General features: G+C 70.2%; 20 protein-coding genes. 9 read left to right on the top strand and 11 right to left on the bottom strand.

Annotated features, from left to right (window positions below; genetic code table 11):
* Positions 1-13: 13 nt before the first annotated feature.
* Entirely contained in the window at positions 14-1894 is a 1881-nt protein-coding gene (gene sppA, locus J2X21_RS22030) for a signal peptide peptidase SppA (protein WP_310332220.1), read from the top strand.
* Between the two features lie 4 nt (positions 1895-1898).
* Here sppA and J2X21_RS22035 read toward each other — a convergent pair whose 3' ends face one another.
* Complete coding sequence (locus tag J2X21_RS22035) at positions 1899-2612, bottom strand: PEP-CTERM sorting domain-containing protein (protein WP_310332221.1); 714 nt, start codon at positions 2610-2612, stop codon at positions 1899-1901.
* Between the two features lie 436 nt (positions 2613-3048).
* Positions 3049-3675 carry a glutathione S-transferase family protein gene (locus J2X21_RS22040; RefSeq protein ID WP_310332222.1) on the bottom strand — a complete coding sequence of 209 codons (627 nt, stop codon included), beginning with the start codon at positions 3673-3675 and terminating at the stop codon, positions 3049-3051.
* Between the two features lie 126 nt (positions 3676-3801).
* Here J2X21_RS22040 and J2X21_RS22045 point away from each other — a divergent pair, with 126 nt between their 5' ends.
* A complete protein-coding gene (locus tag J2X21_RS22045; protein WP_310332223.1) occupies positions 3802-4425 on the top strand; it encodes a DUF6515 family protein in 624 nt (207 codons plus the stop codon).
* 1 nt (position 4426) lies between these two features.
* Here J2X21_RS22045 and J2X21_RS22050 read toward each other — a convergent pair whose 3' ends face one another.
* From J2X21_RS22050 to J2X21_RS22065, 4 genes are all read right to left on the bottom strand, one after another.
* The gene (locus tag J2X21_RS22050) at positions 4427-5407 is read right to left on the bottom strand and encodes an XdhC family protein (protein ID WP_310332225.1); all 981 of its coding nucleotides are present in this window, start codon (positions 5405-5407) and stop codon (positions 4427-4429) included.
* A 69-nt stretch (positions 5408-5476) separates the two neighbouring features.
* Positions 5477-5695 carry a hypothetical protein gene (locus J2X21_RS22055; RefSeq protein WP_310332226.1) on the bottom strand — a complete coding sequence of 73 codons (219 nt, stop codon included), beginning with the start codon at positions 5693-5695 and terminating at the stop codon, positions 5477-5479.
* A gap of 107 nt (positions 5696-5802) precedes the next feature.
* Positions 5803-7584, bottom strand: a complete 1782-nt coding sequence (locus J2X21_RS22060; protein WP_310332228.1) for a hypothetical protein — start codon at positions 7582-7584, stop codon at positions 5803-5805.
* Between the two features lie 95 nt (positions 7585-7679).
* Complete coding sequence (locus tag J2X21_RS22065) at positions 7680-8216, bottom strand: DUF924 family protein (protein WP_310332229.1); 537 nt, start codon at positions 8214-8216, stop codon at positions 7680-7682.
* Between the two features lie 152 nt (positions 8217-8368).
* Here J2X21_RS22065 and J2X21_RS22070 point away from each other — a divergent pair, with 152 nt between their 5' ends.
* Positions 8369-8752: a hypothetical protein gene (locus tag J2X21_RS22070; RefSeq protein WP_310332231.1), complete on the top strand. Its 384-nt coding sequence runs from the start codon at positions 8369-8371 to the stop codon at positions 8750-8752.
* A gap of 6 nt (positions 8753-8758) precedes the next feature.
* Here the strand turns inward: J2X21_RS22070 and J2X21_RS22075 are convergent, their stop codons facing one another.
* From J2X21_RS22075 to J2X21_RS22085, 3 genes are read right to left on the bottom strand one after another with little or no spacing between them, the layout of a single operon-like run.
* The gene (locus tag J2X21_RS22075; RefSeq protein ID WP_310332233.1) at positions 8759-9136 is read right to left on the bottom strand and encodes an SdpI family protein; all 378 of its coding nucleotides are present in this window, start codon (positions 9134-9136) and stop codon (positions 8759-8761) included.
* Positions 9133-9429 (bottom strand): autorepressor SdpR family transcription factor, encoded by a 297-nt coding sequence (locus tag J2X21_RS22080; RefSeq protein WP_310332234.1) that lies wholly within the window; start codon positions 9427-9429, stop codon positions 9133-9135. Before J2X21_RS22080 ends, J2X21_RS22075 begins: the two co-directional genes overlap by 4 nt.
* A 38-nt stretch (positions 9430-9467) precedes the next feature.
* Entirely contained in the window at positions 9468-10346 is an 879-nt protein-coding gene (locus J2X21_RS22085; protein WP_310332235.1) for a hypothetical protein, read from the bottom strand.
* 235 nt (positions 10347-10581) lie between these two features.
* On the opposite strand from J2X21_RS22085, the gene J2X21_RS22090 reads away from it, so the two are divergent.
* The 4 genes from J2X21_RS22090 (at position 10582) to J2X21_RS22105 (ending at position 15391) form a co-directional block, all read left to right on the top strand.
* Positions 10582-10905: a BON domain-containing protein gene (locus tag J2X21_RS22090; RefSeq protein ID WP_310332236.1), complete on the top strand. Its 324-nt coding sequence runs from the start codon at positions 10582-10584 to the stop codon at positions 10903-10905.
* A 93-nt stretch (positions 10906-10998) separates the two neighbouring features.
* Positions 10999-12081, top strand: a complete 1083-nt coding sequence (locus tag J2X21_RS22095) for an acyltransferase family protein (protein ID WP_310332237.1) — start codon at positions 10999-11001, stop codon at positions 12079-12081.
* A gap of 118 nt (positions 12082-12199) precedes the next feature.
* Positions 12200-14998, top strand: a complete 2799-nt coding sequence (locus J2X21_RS22100) for an ATP-binding protein (protein WP_310332238.1) — start codon at positions 12200-12202, stop codon at positions 14996-14998.
* 3 nt (positions 14999-15001) lie between these two features.
* Entirely contained in the window at positions 15002-15391 is a 390-nt protein-coding gene (locus J2X21_RS22105; RefSeq protein ID WP_310332239.1) for a DUF488 domain-containing protein, read from the top strand.
* Between the two features lie 99 nt (positions 15392-15490).
* Here J2X21_RS22105 and J2X21_RS22110 read toward each other — a convergent pair whose 3' ends face one another.
* Positions 15491-16186, bottom strand: a complete 696-nt coding sequence (locus tag J2X21_RS22110) for a helix-turn-helix transcriptional regulator (RefSeq protein WP_310332241.1) — start codon at positions 16184-16186, stop codon at positions 15491-15493.
* Between the two features lie 236 nt (positions 16187-16422).
* Positions 16423-16818: a VOC family protein gene (locus J2X21_RS22115; protein ID WP_310332243.1), complete on the bottom strand. Its 396-nt coding sequence runs from the start codon at positions 16816-16818 to the stop codon at positions 16423-16425.
* An 88-nt stretch (positions 16819-16906) separates the two neighbouring features.
* On the opposite strand from J2X21_RS22115, the gene J2X21_RS22120 reads away from it, so the two are divergent.
* On the top strand, positions 16907-17485 hold the full coding sequence (locus J2X21_RS22120) for a TMEM165/GDT1 family protein (protein WP_310332399.1): 579 nt from the start codon (positions 16907-16909) through the stop codon (positions 17483-17485).
* Positions 17486-17556: 71 nt separating this feature from the next.
* Positions 17557-17886: a DUF805 domain-containing protein gene (locus J2X21_RS22125; protein WP_310332244.1), complete on the top strand. Its 330-nt coding sequence runs from the start codon at positions 17557-17559 to the stop codon at positions 17884-17886.
* The last annotated feature ends 6 nt before the right edge of the window (positions 17887-17892 follow it).

Raw genomic sequence — 17892 nt, forward strand, 5'->3', positions numbered from 1 at the left:
TCAGGGAACGTCGATGAAGTCTGTGCTCTCCAAGATTGGCTGGCTGTTCTCCAAGGCCTGGTGGCTGCTGGACGGCACACGGCGCGCGCTGATGAACCTGTTCGTGCTGCTGCTCATCGTCATCTTCGTGACGGCCTGGCTGACACGCGGCCCCGCGCCGCTGGCGCCCAAGACCACGCTGGTGCTGAACCTGAACGGCAATCTGGTCGAGCAGTTCTCCGGCAGCCCGCGCGAGCAGCTGATGGCGCAGGCGCAAGGCCGCAGCACCGCGCGCCAGACGCGGCTGCGCGACGTGCTGGCCGTGCTGGACCAGGCCGCCCGCGACGACAGCGTCGGCGCCGTGCTGCTGGACCTGGACGAGCTGCGCGGCGCCGGCCTGAGCAGCCTGCACGAGGTGGCCGCCGCGCTGCAGCGCTTCAAGAAAAGTGGCAAGCCGGTGCTGGCCTATGCGGACAGCTACAGCCAGCGCGCCTACTTCCTCGCCGCGCAGGCCGACGAGGTCTACCTGCACCCCATGGGCAGCGTGGCGCTGGAGGGTTTCGGCCGCTACAACGTCTACTACCGCGACGCGTTCGACCGACTGGGCGTGACGGCCCATGTGATGAAGGCCGGCACCTACAAGAACGCCGTCGAGATCTACACCGAGAACGGCCCCAGCCCGGCCACCCAGGAGTCGGTGGGCCTGGTCTACGGCGAGCTGTGGAACGGCTTCACGGCCAGCATCGAAGCGGCCCGCAAGCTGGAGGCCGGCAGCATCGCCAAGGGCATCGCCGAACTGCCGCAACGCCTGGCCGCGCTGAAGGGCGACTCGGCCCAGCTGGCGCTGCAGGAGAAGCTGGTGGACGGTCTGCGCACGCGCGACCAGATGCGCGAGCTGCTGATCGCCAAGGGCGCGAAGGACGAGCAGGCCAAGACCTTCCGCCAGGTGTCGCTGGGCGCCTACCTCGCGCATGTGAAGGCCGCGCCGCGGCCCAGCACGCTGCAGCCGGGCGTGGGCATCGTCGTGGCCGAGGGCGAGATCGTCGACGGCGAGGCCGGCCCGGGCCGCATCGGCGGCGACTCCACCGCACGGCTGATCCGCAAGGCGCGCGAGGACGACGCCATCAAGGCCGTCGTGCTGCGCGTGAACTCGCCGGGCGGCAGCGCGTTCGCGTCTGAGATCATCCGCCGCGAGCTGGAGCTGACGCGCAAGGCCGGCAAGCCGGTCGTCGTGTCCATGGGCGACGTGGCGGCCTCGGGCGGCTACTGGATCTCGACCAGCAGCGATGCCGTCATCGCCGACCCCGGCACCGTGACCGGCAGCATCGGCGTGTTCGGCATGCTGCCCACCGGCGAGGGGCTGATGGACAAGCTGTCGCTGCACACCGGTGGCGTGACGACCACCTGGCTGGCCGGCGGCTACGACGCGCGACGCGCGCTGGATCCGCGGCTGAAGGCCGTCATCCAGTCCAGCATCGACAACGTCTACGACCGCTTCACGACGCTGGCCGCGCAGGCGCGCAAGAGCACGCCCGAGAAGATCGATGCCGTCGCCCAGGGCCGCGTGTGGACCGGCGCGCAGGCCAAGGAGCGCGGCCTCATCGACCGCTTGGGCAGCCTGGACGACGCGGTGCAGACCGCCGTGAAGCTGGCCAAGCTGGAGGTCAAGGACGGCGACAAGCCGCCGCTGGCCTATGTGGAACGCGAGGTCAGCCGCAAGGAGCGGCTGCTGGCGTCGCTGGCCGACGTGGTGGCGCCGCCGCTGGCCCAGTCCATTGGCCAGACCCTGGGGCTGGACGCGCTGCCGGCGCCTGTCGTCGAGGAACTGGCGGCGCTGAAGGAACTGGCGCGGCTGTCGGCGCAAGGCCGCTGGGATCGCTCCGCGGCCGCGCACTGCCTCTGCGGCGTGCCCTGACCCGTCAGCGGCCCAGCCGGCGCCGCGCGGTGAACGCCACCAGCCCCAGCCCCGCCGCCAGCAGGGCCAGGCTGGACGGCTCGGGCACGGCTGGCAGCGTGCTGAAGGTGTCCAGCGCAAAGCCCGAGCCGCCGGGGCCGGAGACGTAGATGCTGATCGCGTCGATGTCGGCCCAGTCCACCGGGCTGGGGTTGCCGGCGTCGTTGACGAAGGCGCTGAACGGGATGACCACGCTCTGCGCCTGCGAGGCGCTGAGGCCGGTGGCGAAGTCGGCGACGCTGGCGAACGTGCCGGGGCCGTGGGCCGTGATGACGGACAGCGTCAGCGACATCGGCGCCGACACATAGCGGAAGTCCAGCTTGAAGGCGGACTCGCTGCGCAGGTCGATGGACAGATCCGTGCCCAGCAGATTGGCCACGCCATAGGTCAGGTTGGTGACCAGCGGCACGGCCGCGTCGGCCAGCGTGAAGTAGGCGCCGGCCTGGATCGCGGCAAAGGTGAACTTGGCCGGTTGCGCCACGCTGGCCTCGATGCTGTTGGCGATGTAACGCCCGCCGCCGGGCGCCTGCGCCGACGGCAGATGGGTTTCGACAAACGGCGCGGCATCGGTCTGGATCAGGCCGGTGCCGTCGCTGAAGGTGTCGAGGATGGACGCGGCGTGGGCGCTGTTGAAGGCCAGGATGGCCGCCACAGCGGCGGCCCATTGACGGTGGTTCATGTGGAGTGCTCCTTGGCTGGAATGCGGTCGACAAGCTCGACGCATTCCGACCAACGCAAATGGCCGCTGAACCCGGCCATGGGCTGGCACTGCGAACGTGGGGGGACAGCCGCGCCGCCCGGGCGGCGCTGCACTGGGCTGTTTTGGTGAGCACGGCGTGCAGCCGCGCGTCGGACGGGCAGGTGGGGCGACGAGGCGCGTTCGTCACAAGTCAGACGCGGAGCGAAGCGGTTCGCATCCAGGCGCCATGCGACTGAACGTTTTCGCGCGCCGCTCATGGTGTCGTCGCGATGGGATGCGGTTCAGCGCCTCTTCTTTGGTGACTTTCTTCTGGCGCCGCAGAAGAAAGTTACCCGGCCGCCGGGACGGACTCCCCGCAATCTCTCGATGAGCCGCTCTCTTCGCAAAAGCAACTCAATCAAACAAAAATCAGCTCTCAATACACCGGATCCGGCAGCTTCTCCTTCGCGACCACGCGCTGCGTCGCCTCACGCTCGAACACGCGCTTCAGGTAGGCGCCCAGCGCCGGCCGCGTCTTGGCCGGGTTGGCCTGCATGCGCGTCCAACGGCACAGCATGAAGGCCAGCGGATCGACGGCTGTGTAGTTCGCGCCCAGGAACCACGGGCCGCCGTGGCGGGCCAGCTCGGCGTCCAGCTGGTCCAGCATGGGCGCCACCTGCGCCTCCGCGCGCGCCTTCACCTCGGCGGCGTCGCTGGCCATGCGGTCCGGGTAGAAGTAGTGGATCAGCATGGCCTGCAGCGTGTTGGTCAGCCAGGTCATCCACTTGTAGTACTGCGCGCGCTCGGGCGTGCCGGGCGCCGGCGCGAAGCCGGGGTGGCAGTCGGCCAGGTGCATCAGGATGGCGGCGGTCTCGTACAGCACCAGGTCGCCATCCACCAGCGTCGGGATCAGGCCGTTGGGGTTGAGCTTCAGGTAGGCCGGCGACTTGTGCTCGTTGTTGGCACGGTCCACCTGGCGCAGCGTGAACGGGATGCCCATCTCCTCCAACAGGATGTGGGGCGCGAAGCTGGCGTTGCTGGGAAAGTAGTGCAGTTCGATCATGGCGGGCGGCGACAGGCGGGCGACAGGAGGGAGCGCCGAACTTTACGTGGCTGCAACCGCCCAGCAGTGCGCGGCCGGCACGCTGGCGGCGTTGGCCTCCCATCCCGGCCCGACAGGTGAATCCCCATGAAGACCTTGCTGACCCTCCCTCTGCTGGCGCTGTGCGCCGCGCTGGCCGCCGCGCCGGCCCATGCCGACGTGCGCGTGCGCGCCAACATCGGCATGGTGTTCGACAACCGCTACCACCACGACCACTACTACCCCGCGCCGGGCTATGTCGCACCGCGCGTGCCGCGCGGTTCGGTCATCGTCGGCGCCGGCCCTGGCCGCTACTGGTTCCACGGCGGCGTCTGGTACCAGCCCTATGGCCCGCGCTACCGCGTCGTGACGCCACCGGTGGGTGTCGTCATTCCGCTGCTGCCGCCGTCCTATGTGACGCTGACGCTGGGCGGCCAGCCCTACTACTACGCCAACGGCGTCTACTACCGGCCGGTGCCGGAGGGCTATGCCGTCGCCACGCCACCGGCCGACACCGCCGCACCGCAGGTGCAGCCCGCCCCGCCACCGCCGCCACCCAAGGCCGATCCCATCATCTACCCGCGCAACGGCCAATCGCCCGAACAGCTGGAGACCGACCGCCGTGACTGCAACCGCTGGGCGACGACGCAGCCCAATGCGCAAGCGGATAGCAGCGTGTTCAACCGCGCCGTCGAGGCCTGCATGGATGGCCGCGGCTACACGTTGAAGTGATTCAGACGGCGCAACCGGCCTCGGGACGAGTGCCGGCCGCGCGGTAGCGCACCGCCGTCATCTCCGCCAGGATGCTGAGCGCGATCTCCGGCGGCGTGCGGGCGCCGATGTCCAGGCCTACGGGGCCGTGCAGCCGGTCCAGCTGCTGATCGGTCAGGTCGAAATGCTCGGCCAGCCGCGCACGGCGCTTGGCCTGGTTCACGCGCGAACCGATGGCGCCCACGTAGAAGGCGGCGCTCTTCAACGCCTCCATCAACGCAAGGTCGTCCAGCTTGGGGTCGTGCGTCAGCGCGACGATGGCGGTGGCGCCATCGGGCTTGAAGGCTGTGACCACGTCGTCGGGCATGTCGCGCGTCAGCGTGGCGCCCGCGATGGCGAAGCCGTCGGCGTACTCCTCGCGTGGGTCGCACACGGTCACGCCATAGCCCAGCGCCAGTGCCATCTGCGCGAGGTAGTCGGTCATCTGGCCGGCGCCTATGACCAGCAGCCGCCACTGCGGCCCGTGGTGGCTGACCAGCTGCGTGTCGCTCAGCTCCAGCGTGTCGGCGCCGGGCTCGGCGTCGGCCAGCGCGACGGCGCCCGTGGCCAGCTCCAGCGTGCGGCGCACGCGCTCGCCCCGGGTCAGCCGCGCCAGCAACTCGTCCACCGCCGACTGCGGCCCCAGCGGCTCCAGCATCAACTCCAGCGTGCCGCCGCAGGGCAGTCCGAAGCGGCGCGCCTCCTCGGCGCCCACGCCGTAGCGCAGCGGCGCGGGCCGGGCCAGCTGCAGGCTGCCGGCGCGCAGTTGCGCGACCAGGTCGTCCTCGATGCAGCCGCCCGACACGGAGCCGGCAATCAGTCCGTCGTCGCGCACCGCCACCAGCGAACCCACCGGCCGCGGCGCCGAGCCCCAGGTGCGCGTGATCGTGCCCAGCACGACGCCGCGCGCCTCCGCCCGCCAGCCGGCGGCCGTGCGCAACACGCTGAGGTCGAGGTTGTCCATTGCGGCCGGGATTCAGAAGTGGCGAGGCCGCTAGGGTAAGCGGCTATCCGACCCGCCGCCGGGGCAAGGTCAGTTCTTGCGGCCGAACACCAGCAGCAGCCCGCCCACGGCGATGGCGCCGACACCCAGCCACACCGGCAAATTGACGCGCTCGGTCTCCTTGGCGGACAGCTCGACCGGGCCGAGCTTGGCGACGGTGTTCTCCTTGGTGTAGCTGAAGCCCCCCAGCGCCAGCGCGGCCGCGCCGGCCACAAGCAGCAGGATGCCGATGATCTTGGTCGGTCCCATGGTGATTCCCCCAGGTTGATGGTGCAGCCAGTGTGGGGGCCGGCCCGCACCGGGAGGATGTAACGGCGGCGCGACCCGCTGTCGGACACCGCCGACAGCGTCTCATCTCAGGGGTAGCTCTTCAGCGTGGCCGTGTTGCTGCCGCCCTTGCAGCGCGCCGGCTCGCCCGCGTCGTTGATGACGCGCTCGATGCTGCCCTTGTCCACCAGGCAGACGGTGATCATGGACTGGAAGCGCACGCCCGGTTTGTTGGGCGCCTCGATGGCGCGGTCCAGCACGACATCGGGCTTCAGGAACACGCTGTAGACACCCAGACCCCAGGCCTCGTGGCGCGTCACCGAGTCCGCCACCTTGTACGACGCGAAACCCCGGCCGCCGGCGGCGTTGGTCCATTCCGGCTGGGTCGGCGGGTCGTACGGGATCTCGGACTGGTAGAAATAGACGCGCCCGCCATTGCCCTGCCAGACGACCTGCTCCTTCTGGAAATGCTCGACGAACAGGCCGTAGATGGTCACGTCCTCGCCATTGACCCACAGGCCGTGGGCGGACGGGTTGTCGCTCCAGCTGACGCCGGCGCCATGGTCGGCGCGCCAGATCCACGTGTGGTCCACCAGGGTGTCGTGCGCGTTGATGCGCAGCGCCGTGTGCACCTGGCCCGCCGCCGCGCCGCCGACGCGAAAGAACAGGTCGTGCAACACGATGGGGTCGGCCTTGTGGCGCCTGGCGCTGCCCGTGGGCGCCACCTCCATCAGCACGCCGGAGTCCTTCTGGCCGGCGTCCAGAAACAGGCCGGCGATGGTCAGGCCGTCCACGTCCGCCGTCTTCACCAGCGGCGCGCCGGTGTCCGAGCGCAGCGTCGGGAAGCCTATGCCCAGCATGACGGTGCCGGGCTTGCTGACCTGGAGCGTCTCGGTCAGCAGGTACTCGCCCGGCGTGAACAACAGGTGCTTGCCGGCGGCCAGCTGCGCGTTCAGCGCGGCGGCCGTGTCGCCCGGCTTGGCGATGTGAAAGCGCGCGAGCGGCAGCGTCTTGCCCGGCGTCATCACGGGCTTGCCGGCGCCGTTGGCCCAGGAGATGCCCATGCTGTCGCGCCGCAGCGAGGGCACACGCACCGCGTAGCCGCCGTCCTTCTCGACGAACAGATAGGGCTTCTCGCGCACCAGTGGCGTCTTGTCTATCTTCGTGAAGCGCTGCCCCGGCGTCGGGAACTCGCCGGCTGGCGGATTGGGCACGCCGACGAACACCATGTTCCAGTTGGATCCCGTCCAGCTGCCCCACTCGCTGTTGCGCGAGATCCATTGCTGCTGCGTGGCCGAGTTGACCTGGCCGTCCACCAGCACGTCCGAGAACCAGCCGCCGCTGGCCCAGCCGTTCTTCTGGTTGAGCCGGATGTTGCCGCGCACGTGCATGCGCCGGAACGGAATGGCCTGCGACACGGCCCATTGCAGCGTGTGGCCTTCCAGGCCCAGCGTGGGCGTCACGGCGAAGTTCTCGGCGCCGCGCCAGAAGTTCTGCGTCGCGTTGTCGTTCTCCAGAAAAGCGTTGGAGCGCAGCTCGCCGATGACATGCACGTCGCCCGGATGGCGGCCCAGCCCCAGCACATGCGTGTAGAAGCCCACGGGGATGCGCAGGTTCTCATAGGTGCCCGGCAACAGCAGGATGGCGTCGCGGCGCGGCCCGAAGTGGTTGGGCTGTTGCGCCTCGTAGATGTCCAGGATGCGCTGCTGCAGGCCCGGCGTGGACGGGCTCAGGACGTGCACGTTGGGGCCGAAGTCAGGCGGCGCTGCCACGGCCGGCAGCGCGAGCGTGGCGGCCGCCAGCAGGGCGGGAAGCAGGGAGGCAGGGGCGCGCGGGCGCGCAACATCGGTCTTTGCGGTCTTGCGTGGCATGTCTCGTCCTCGCCAGTGGCCTGGCTGTCGTGGCTGCCGCGCCCGGGTATCGGGAGCGGAATTGGAATCGATTCCAATTTCGCTATTGGATCACATCAGAAACTTGAGCCCGGCTGCTTCAGGAACCCGACCTCCTCCACCGTGGACGCACGGCCCAGGATGGCATTGCGGTGCGGGTAGCGCCCGAAGCGATCGATGATGACCTTGTGCTTCAGCTCGAACTCATGCGTGCCCTGCGGCGCGCGGGCCTTCATCAGCGGCTCGGCCACGTCATGTATGGCAGCGGACTCGCTGTGCATATAGGGCATGTAGAGGAAGGCGCGCCGCTCGACGGGCAGCGCCAGGTCGGCACCGGCCGCGACGGCCTCCTGCGCCAACGCCAGCGCCAGCGGGTCAGCCGAGAAAGCGGCCGGCGTACCGCGGTGGATGTTGCGGGCGAACTGGTCCAGCGCTATGACCTCGGCGAGCCGGCCTTCGGGCGTGGTGCGCCAGCCGAACAGCTCGCAGCGCCGCGCCTGCTCGTGCAGCGCGCCGAAGCGCATGCGGATCAGGTCGTCGAAGGCGGCATCCACCTTCCACCATTGGGCGGGCTGGATCTCGTCGAACCAGAAACTGAGGACGGTGTGGGGCATGGCGGCCTGCTCCCGTAGTGTGAACAGGCCCCAAGTCTGCATGGAAACAGCGCGCAACTTGTCGCAGTCGACGTTAGCCGCAGGCCTTGGTGCCGAAGCATCGCGATACAACCCGCGGCAGCTTGCACCACGTCGTCATGCAGACTGATCAAATGACCTTGCACATCGACGACACCCAGGCCACGCTGACCACCGAACAAAGCCTCACCGGCTGGCGCCGCGAGTTCTGCGTGGAGCTGCTGGGCGACGGGCAGGCGCGCGTGTTCCTGCGCGCCGTGGAGATGCCATCGCTGAAGGCCACCGACCTGCAGCGCGGCGTGCTGTTCCACCGCGTGACGTCCATGTTCGCCGACCTGGCCGGCTGCGTCGCCGCAGCGCGCGAACCGCTGGAGCGGCTGGCCCGCACGGCCGTCAGGCAGCAGCCCAACAAGGACAACCTGTTCGCGGCGGTGACCTACGACCGTGGCGTCTGGGAGACCGTCATCAACGCCGTCGAGAACTGGCAGCGCCGACCGCCGGCGCGCGCCGCTCGCTGAGTGGCCTCAGGCCACCTTCTTCAGCTTGGCGCGCTGCGACAGGCAATAGCCAATCGTCACGGCCATGCCGGCGCCAACCGCCAGGCAGCCGCCCACCACCGCCACCTGCATGGGCGCGAACGCCCACAGGCCGGCATAAACGAGGCCGCTCAGCACCAGCGACCAGCCGCCCACGCGCTGCACCTTGCGGGCATACAGGCTGGGCACGAAGGCCTTGGGCATGCGGTTGCCAAACGCCGCGATCATCAAGCCGGTGGCCGCGATGACCACGCGGGTGACCGTGTCCGCATCGACGTAGCCCAGCTTGCGCGCGAGCGTGGCAGCCAACGCCAGCACGACGATGCCGATGCCCCAGGCCAAAGACGAGACGACTTCCTTGTTCATCTCGCGATCTCCTTGCGGGCTCGCGGCCTGGCCGTGCCCACGCCGAACGAATGGACGAAGCCCAGCAGCGCCTCTTCAAGCACCGTGAGCTTCAGGTGGTAGATGACGGACTTGCCCGACTTCTCCGCGTGAACGAGGTCGGCCTCCTTCAGCACCGCGAAGTGCGCCGACATCGTGGGCTTGGAAACATCGAACTGGTCGCTCAGCTCGCCGGCGCTCATGGGCCGCTCACGCAGCAGCTGCAGCACGCGGCGGCGGGTGGGGTCGGACAGCGCTTTGAAGACCAGGCTCATGATTCGATGATTAGCCAAACATCGAATCGTGTCAAGCCTCACCACGCGAAGCTGGCCGCCAGCGAACCCGAATTCACGGACGCACCCTGCGCGTCGCGGCTGCGACCGATGCCGGGCGTGAAGGTCCAGCCGCTGATGCCCGCCGCGATGGCCGCCTTCAGCTGCACGCTCTGCAGCCGACCGCCTTCGAACACGCGGTCCTGCGTGACCTCGCCGTTCAAAGCCACGCGCTCGCTGATGCGCCAGGTTGCGCCCAGCTGATGGCTGCGGTCGAGTGCGGCCTCGTCGCGGTTGACCACGGACACGCGGTTGCCGGTCAGCGCGCCCAGCAGCCCGGGCGGGGTCGTGGTGGTCTGTTGCGTGGTGCTGCTCTTGTATTTGTTGCGCATCGTCGCGCCGTAGACGGAAAGGCGCGGCGTCACGGCCACGGCGGCGTGCACGCCGGCGCCCTGCCCCTTCAGCCGCTGCTCCACCGCGGCGCCCGCCGCCGTGCCACGCGCGCGGGCGCTGCGCCGGGTGGCGTCCACGCCCACCACCACGCCGTCCACCGGCTTCCAGTCTGCCGACGCGCCCCAGTCCATCTGGCGCAGCTTGCCGCCGTCGCGGCGCTGGCTGGCATTCAGGCTGGCCTGCCAGCTCCTGCCCGCGACGCCACCGCCCGCCGCGACCTGACTGGGCTTGTAAGTGGCGCCGCTGGCCGCATCGCGGCTGCGCGAGCGGCCCACGCCCGCCTGCACCCAGGCCTGGCTGCCCACCGGCAGGCCGACGGCCGCCGCCGCGCTCTGGTTGCCGCGCGCATCGCGCTGCACAGCGGTGTTGATGGCGCGCTTGTCGGCATTGGGGGCTGCCTCTTCGGCGTCGGCGTGGCTGCCCAGCAGCAGCGCGGCGGCAACAACAAGGGGTTGGACTGAATGCATGGTGGGCTCCCGCTGATCGAGTTCTCGGGACCGGCTCTCCCGCCCCTTCCTCCCGACAACGCGGCCGCCGGGCCTTTTCTTCCCTCTCAGATGTAACCAATGGCAGTGGCTCGCGAGAAACCGTCCTACAGCGCGGCAGCACGCCGTCCGCTCCTCGGCGCTTCACCGATTTCCTAGATTCGTGTTTCAGCGGTGCGCATCGGGTGCTGCCGCTTCCGATGAAAGGAAACCTGTCATGAAGCTCTCGCGAATCGCCTCCCTCGTCATCGTCGGCGCCATGGTCGCGCCGCTGGCCGTGCAGGCCAACGACGCCACCAAGACCGCCACCGCCAAGACCTGGGTCAAGGACTCGGTCGTGACCACCAAGATCAAGGCCCAGCTGGCCGCCAGCAAGGTCACGTCGCTCGTCAACGTGCAGGTGGACACCGACGCCAACGGCCATGTGCAGCTGACCGGCAAGGTCAAGACGCAGGCCGAGAAGGACCGCGCCGACAGCATCGCCAAGGCGGTGGAGGGCGTGAAGTCGGTCGACAACCAGCTGACCGTCACGCCGACCTGAACACGCTGATCCTCGCCAGGGGCGGTCGATAGAATCCCGCCCGTCCGCGACAACGGGCCTGCCACGTGCAGGCCCGTTCTTTTTGTGCCCGTCATGTCCACGCCCCTTCATCGCCTGCCGCAGGTCGATCTGCTGAAGGCCCTCGCCGCCCAGGTCATCGTGCTGCACCACCTGGTCAGCTACGGCCCCATCGCACGCGCCGCGCATGACGCGCTGCCGGCGCTCGCCGGGCTGCTGCAAGACTACGGCCGCATGGCTGTGCAGGTCTTCCTCGTCGTGGGTGGCTACCTGAGCGCTCGCGCGCTGTCGCCACGCGGCGGCGCGCTGCAGGCCGGCGTGGCGGCGCTGCTGTGGCGGCGCTATCTGCGGCTGGTGCTGCCCTTCCTGGCCGCGCTGGCGCTGACGCTGGGCGCGTCGGCACTGATTACCTCCTCGTTGCCCGAACTGCTGCCCAGCGGCATCGGCGCGGTCCAGTTGCTGGCGCATGCGCTGCTGCTGCACGACGTGCTGGGCTATGAAGCGCTGACGGTCGGTGCCTGGTACGTGGCCATCGACCTGCAGCTGTTCGCGCTGCTGCTGGGCCTGCTGTGGCTGGCCAGGCGCGGCTGGCGGCACCCGGGCCGCCAGCTCGCGGGCCCGCTGCTGGTGGCCGGCATGGCGCTGGCCTCCGCCTTTTTCTTCAACCTGGACGCGACGCTGGACGTCTGGGCGCCCTACTTCTTTGCCGCCTACGGCCTGGGCGCGCTGGTGCACTGGCTGGGCTGCTGGCGCCATGGCCGCGCGGGCCTGGCGCTGCTGGTGCTGGCCGCGAGCACCGCGCTGCTGCTGGACTGGCGCGACCGCCTGGCCCTCGCGCTGGCCACCGCGCTGTGGCTGGCCTGGGCGCAGACGCGCCAGGCCGCGGGCCGCGCGCCGCTACCGGCACGCTGGGGCGACCGCCTGACCGCATGGGCCACGCCGTCGTATGCGCTGTTCCTGCTGCACTTCCCGGTGCTGCTGCTGACGAACGCGCTGCTGGCGCAATGGCCGGACGCCCCGCCCGCGGCAGGCGTGGCGCTGCTCGTGGCGACCTGGGCCCTCGCCCACCGCCTGGCCCCGACCTTCCACCGCTGGGTGGAGCTGCCGGCCGCGCGCTGGGACCCGCTGGCCTGGCTGCCGCGCCCGCGTACCGCGTGAACAGACCCTGCCTTCACGCATCGCGAGCCCCTGAAAACCTGGGGCAGTCGCGCGCCACTCGCGTGCTAATGTCGGCCGCGGCTGCCCGTCGCCTGCCCAGACGGCACGCCATCCACCCATGGCATCCGCAACTACCGACTCCGGCCTGACGAACGACGCGCTGCAGCGCATGGCCGCGCGCACGCTGATCTGGATCGTCCTCCTCGTCGGCGCCCTGGCCGCCACCATCGGCGCGATGGAAACCGTGTTGAGCCTGCGCGCGTTGTGGGCCAGCCAGCGGCTGATGGTGGGGCTGGCGCTGCTGGCCGTGGGCGCCGTGGCCTTCGGGCTGGTGCGCGGGGGCCGACCACGGCTGGCGACCACGCTGGTGCTGGGCGGCACGCTGGTGGCGCTCGTCAGCCACGCGGTGCACATCGGCCTGGGCGTGCACACCCTCATCCTCGCGGCGGGTGCGCTGTTGATCGCGCTGGCCGGCGGCGTGGCCGGCAACCGGGCGGCGTTCGCGCTGGCGTCCCTCTATCTCGCCGCCATCGCGGGCCTGGCGGTGGCCGAGCACCAGGGTGTACTGGCCGGCATGAACCGGCCGGAGCTGCCCAAGCTGGCCGACCGGCTGGTCGCCCACCTGCTCCTCGCCGTCAGCGGCCTGGCGTCGGCGCTGTTGCTGAACCGCATCCTCGGTGCCGCGCTGGCCCGCGCGATTACTGAGGGCGCACGGCTGAACCGGCTGGTGCAGGCCTCGCACAACTGGGCCTGGGAGGCCGACGCGCGTTTTCGCATCACATCGCTGTCCGACGAGTTCGAGGCGCTCAGCGGCCACAAGCGCGAGGACTTCATGCGCCTGGGCGAGCCCGACGGCGCCCGGCTCGTGCGCGACGCCGACTACCTCGCGCTGCTGGAAGACATCCGCGCGCAGCGCCCCTACCGCGACCGCATCAACGGCTTCGAAACGCCCGACCGCCGCACGCTGTGGACGCTGAGTTCGGGCGAGCCCATGTTCGACGCCAACGGCCAGCATGTGGGCTGGCGCGGCGTCAGCCACAACATCACCGGCGAGCGCCTCGCGCTGCAGCAGCACCAGCGCACCGCCGGCCTGCTGGACCGCCTGCTGCGCGCCAGCCCCGACGCCATCTGCGTGGCCCGCATCGCCGACGGCGGCATCGCCTTCGTCAACAACGGCTTCTGCGCGCTGGTGGCGCGCGGCCGCGACGAACTGCTGGGCCGCAGCGCCCGCCAGCTGGGCCTGTGGGCCGACGACAGCGAGCCGCAACGCCTGGGCGCCGCGCTCAACGAGCACGGCATCGTGCGCGATTTCCGCACCGCCATCCTCGTCAACGGCGAGTGGCGTGACCTGCAGCTGTCCGCCACGCGGCTGGACTGGGATGGCGAGCCCGCCACGATGATGATCGCCCGCGACATCACCGCGCGCGAGCGCGAGCGCATCGAGGCCGACGCCATCCTGGACCACGCCAGCGTGGGCATCGCGCTGACGCACGGCGAGCGCTTCGAGCGCGTGAACCGCCACTGGGAGGGCATCTTCGGCGGCACCGAGCCGCGCCTGGCCGACAGCAGCACCGCGCTGCCCGCGCTGCAGGACATCGCCGATGCCGCCCAGGCCTTCGAGCGCGACTTCATCCGCCCCGACGGCCGGCGCATCACCGTGCAGTTCAACGCCCGCGGCCTGCCCGCCACCGTGGCCGGCCGGCACGACGACGACCACCCCACGCTGTGGGTGGCCGAGGACGTTACCGAGCAGCGCCGCCAGGAGCGCGAGCTCAAGGCGGCCAAGCAGCAGGCCGAGACGGCCAGCCATGCCAAGAGCGCCTTCCTCGCGACGATGAGCCACGAGATCCGCACGCCGCTGAACGGTGTGCTGGGCCTGGCGCGGCTGCTGCAGCAGGGCGGCCCCGACGACCCGCATCGCGACAAGTACCTGGCCCACCTCGTCGGCGCGGCCGAGTCGCTGAACGAGATCGTCTCCAATGTGCTGGACCTGTCCAAGATCGAGGCCGGCCATCTGGAGCTGGAGCAGATCGAGTTCGACCTGCACGCGCTGGTGCAGGCCAGCTTCGAGGGGTGCGCGGCGCTGGGCCGCGAACGCGGGCTGGACATGCGCATCGACCTGGCGCCCGACCTGCCCCGCCTGGTGGTGGGCGACTCGGTGCGGGTGCGCCAGATCCTCGCCAACTTCCTCGTCAACGCGCTGAAGTTCACCGAGCGCGGTCACATCCGGCTCAGCGTCACGGCGCCCGCGCTGGACCGCGTGCGCTTCGCCGTGCAGGACAGCGGCATCGGCGTGCCGCCCGAGCTGCAGCCGCGGCTGTTCCGCCCGTTCGCGCAGGCCGACGACTCCACGACGCGGCGCTTCGGCGGCACGGGCCTGGGCCTGTCCATCTGCCGCGAACTGGCCGCGCGCATGGACGGCAGCGTGGGCGTGGACAGCGACGGCCGCAGCGGCTCCACGTTCTGGGCCAACCTGAGCCTGCCGCGCTCGCTGACCGTGGACGACACGGCCGCGCGCCGGCGCATTCCCATCCCGCAGCTGCACCCGCTGGCCGGCCAGCGCCTGCTGGTGGCCGAGGACAACCCGGTCAACCGCCTCATCATCGGCGCGCTGCTGCAACGCCTGGGCGCCGAGGTCGTGGAAGCCGAGGACGGCGAGCAGGCCATCGCCATCGCGCGCGAGCAGGCCCCGCGGCTGGACGCCGTGCTGATGGACCTGCACATGCCCAAGATCGACGGCTTGAAAGCGACGCAGCTGCTGCGCGCCGACCCGGCAACCGCAGGCCTGCCCATCCACGCCTTCACCGCCGCCGTGCTGGACCAGGAGCGCCAGGCCGCGCTGGCGGCGGGCATGAACGGCTTCATCGCGAAGCCGGTGGCGGAAGCCGAAGTTCTCCGCGTGTTGGGGAGGTCCTGAGCCATGCCCATCCGCATCGTCCGGCTCGGCAGCCCGCGCGCGCCGGATGAAGGCACGCGCATCGGCACCGTGCGCCGCCCGCCGCGCGGCGTGCCCAAGGCCGAGTTCGCGTCGCGCGACTTCTACGACGTCTGGTATCCGGAGCTGGCGCCCAGCGTGCAGACCATGAAGCTGGGCCAGGACGCCGACACGCCGGCCGCCTGGGCCGCGTTCACGAAGAAGTACCGCGCCGAGATGGCCGAACCCGCCGCCAGCCGAACGCTGGATGTGCTGGCCGCGCTGTCAGCGCATGCGAACTTCGCGGTGGGCTGCTATTGCGAGGACGAGGCGCGCTGCCATCGGTCGGTGCTGCGCGCGCTGCTGGCGGACAAGGGCGCAAAGATGGCCGAGTGACTCACGGGCCAAGCGCCGGCCGTCCCAAGCCGTCCCCTCGGGGGACCGGCCAGGGCCGCCCGCGTTCAGCGGGAGCGGGTCTGGACGAGGGGCACCATTTCATGCCCCACCGGCCTCATGGGCCTCGCGTTGGCGGTTCATGTCCGCCAGCGTCTTGCCCGGCTCGTCGCGGAAGGTCTCGTCCAGCGCCAGCAGCGTCTCGATGCGGTCCACGCGGAAGCTGCGGAAGTCGTCGCGCAGCTCGCACCAGGCCGACAGCGTCCACACCGGCCCCCAGAACAAGCAGGCCAGCGGCCGCACGATGCGCTCGCTCTTCACGCCGCCCAGGTCCAGGTAGCCCATCTTCAGCTTGCGCCGCGCCTCGGTGGCCTCGCGCAACGCGGTCAGGTGGGCGCTGGTGGCGGGGTCCAGCGCCGGCAGCGGCGCATACAGCGCCAGACTCTCGGCCGCCGCGCGGGCGTCCAGCGGCAGCACGGCCAGGATCTTGGACAGCGCGTTCTCGGCCTGGCGGGCCAGCGCCGCGTCCAGCCGCGACTCGGCCATGCGCACGGTCGCGACCAGGGCTTGCGCTTCCTGCTTGCTGAACATCAGCGGCGGCAGGTCGAAGCCCGCCCGCATGCGATAGCCCACGCCGGCCTCGCCCTCGATGGGCACGCCCTGCTGTGCCAGCGCGGCGATGTCGCGGTAGACGGTGCGCATGGACACCTCCAGCCGCTGGGCCAGGTAGTCGGCCGTCGTGAGACGGCGGCCGCGGATGAGCTGGACGATCTGGAAGAGGCGGTCGGCGCGGCGCATAGATATTCATTTTGGGGCAGCCGGCACGCCCCTTGCAGAAGGCATGGGTCACCGACAACGACGTCGAACACCATCATGGCCATCTACGCCTCCTCCGAGACCCGCGGCACCCAGCGGGTCGACCTGGTTACGCTGGGCACCATCAGTGCCCCGCTGCAATCCCTCGCCAACGACCAACTCTTCGTGGCCCAAGGCGTGCGCCGCAAAGGGGCAGGCCGCCCCGCGAGGGCGCGCGCTCAGCCCATGGCCGTGCAGAGTTCCACCAGCGTGCCGTCCGGGCAGCGCACGTAAGACACCACCTGCCCCCAGGGTTTGCTGACCGGCGCCGCCACCGGGCGGGCGCCGGCGGCCACGGCGCGGTCAAAGGCGGCCTGCACATCCAGGACCGTGAAGCCGATCTCCATGCCCAGCGGCTTGGCGCTGGTGTCGGCGGCCACGTAGTCGCCCTGCACGCTGTCACGCGCGGTCGCATGGTCGACGAACGCGAGCTTCACACCGCCCTCGCCGGTGTCGACCTCGCCGTAGGCGCCGCTCTCGTGCAGGAAGCGCCGCGGCAGGCCGAAGGCCTGGTCGAAGAAGTCCAGCGACGCGGCGACATCTGCCACGAAGACGAGGGTGTAGGCAAACAGCATTCGGATCTCCGGGTGGGTCAAGGCCCGCATGCTGCGCCCGACTGCCTGTCAAACCATGTCAGCAGCCCCCGCCGATAATGCGCTGGCCATGCAGTCCTTCCTCATCGCCACCGGCCTGGTGGCCCTCGCCGAGATCGGCGACAAGACCCAGCTCCTCGCCTTCATGCTCGCGGCCCGCTTCAAGCGGCCTTGGCCCATCGTGTTGGGCATCTTCGTGGCGACCATCGTCAACCATGCCGTGGCCGGCGCCGTAGGCACCTGGCTCACGAGCGTCATCGGGCCGATGGCGCTACGCTGGATCCTGGGTCTGTCCTTCCTCGCGATGGCGGGCTGGATGCTGATCCCCGACAAGCTGGATGAGGACGACACCCCCAAGCCCGGCCACGGCGTGTTCGTGACGACGGTCATCGCGTTCTTCCTCGCCGAGATGGGCGACAAGACGCAGATCGCTACCGTCGCGCTGGCGGCGCGCTTCCCGGCGGACTTCATCGGCGTGGTCATGGGCACCACGGCCGGCATGATGGTGGCCAACGTGCCGGCCGTGCTGGTGGGCGGCAAGCTCGCGGACAAGCTGCCGGTAAAGCTCGTGCACAGGGTGGCGGCGGTGATCTTTGCAGTGCTGGGCGTGATGACGCTGGCCGGCGTCGGTCAATCCCTGGGGTTGTGAGCACCGATCCGCGTGCTCCCGGTGGCGGGCGCGGCTAGCATCCGCGCGCACCGCACCTCATGGAGAAACGCATGACGTTCCAGGAATCCATTCGCACCTGCTTCAGCAAGTACGTCGACTTCTCCGGCCGCGCCAGCCGCTCGGAGTACTGGTGGTTCTTCCTGTTCCTGGTGATCATCTATGTGGCAGGTGCGCTCTTCAGCGACTTCATCTACTACCTGCTGGTGCTGGGCACCTTCCTGCCGTCGCTGGCTGTCGCCGTGCGCCGCCTGCATGACACCGACCGCAGCGGCTGGTGGCTGCTGATCGGCTTCATCCCGCTGATCGGCGGCATCATCCTCATCGTGCTGCTGGCCCAGGAGGGCAAGGGCGGCGTGGACGCTCAGCTCACCGGTACCTGACGCACC

The sequence above is a fragment of the Roseateles asaccharophilus genome (genome assembly GCF_031458115.1).
Lineage (GTDB): Bacteria > Pseudomonadota > Gammaproteobacteria > Burkholderiales > Burkholderiaceae_C > Pelomonas > Pelomonas asaccharophilus_A.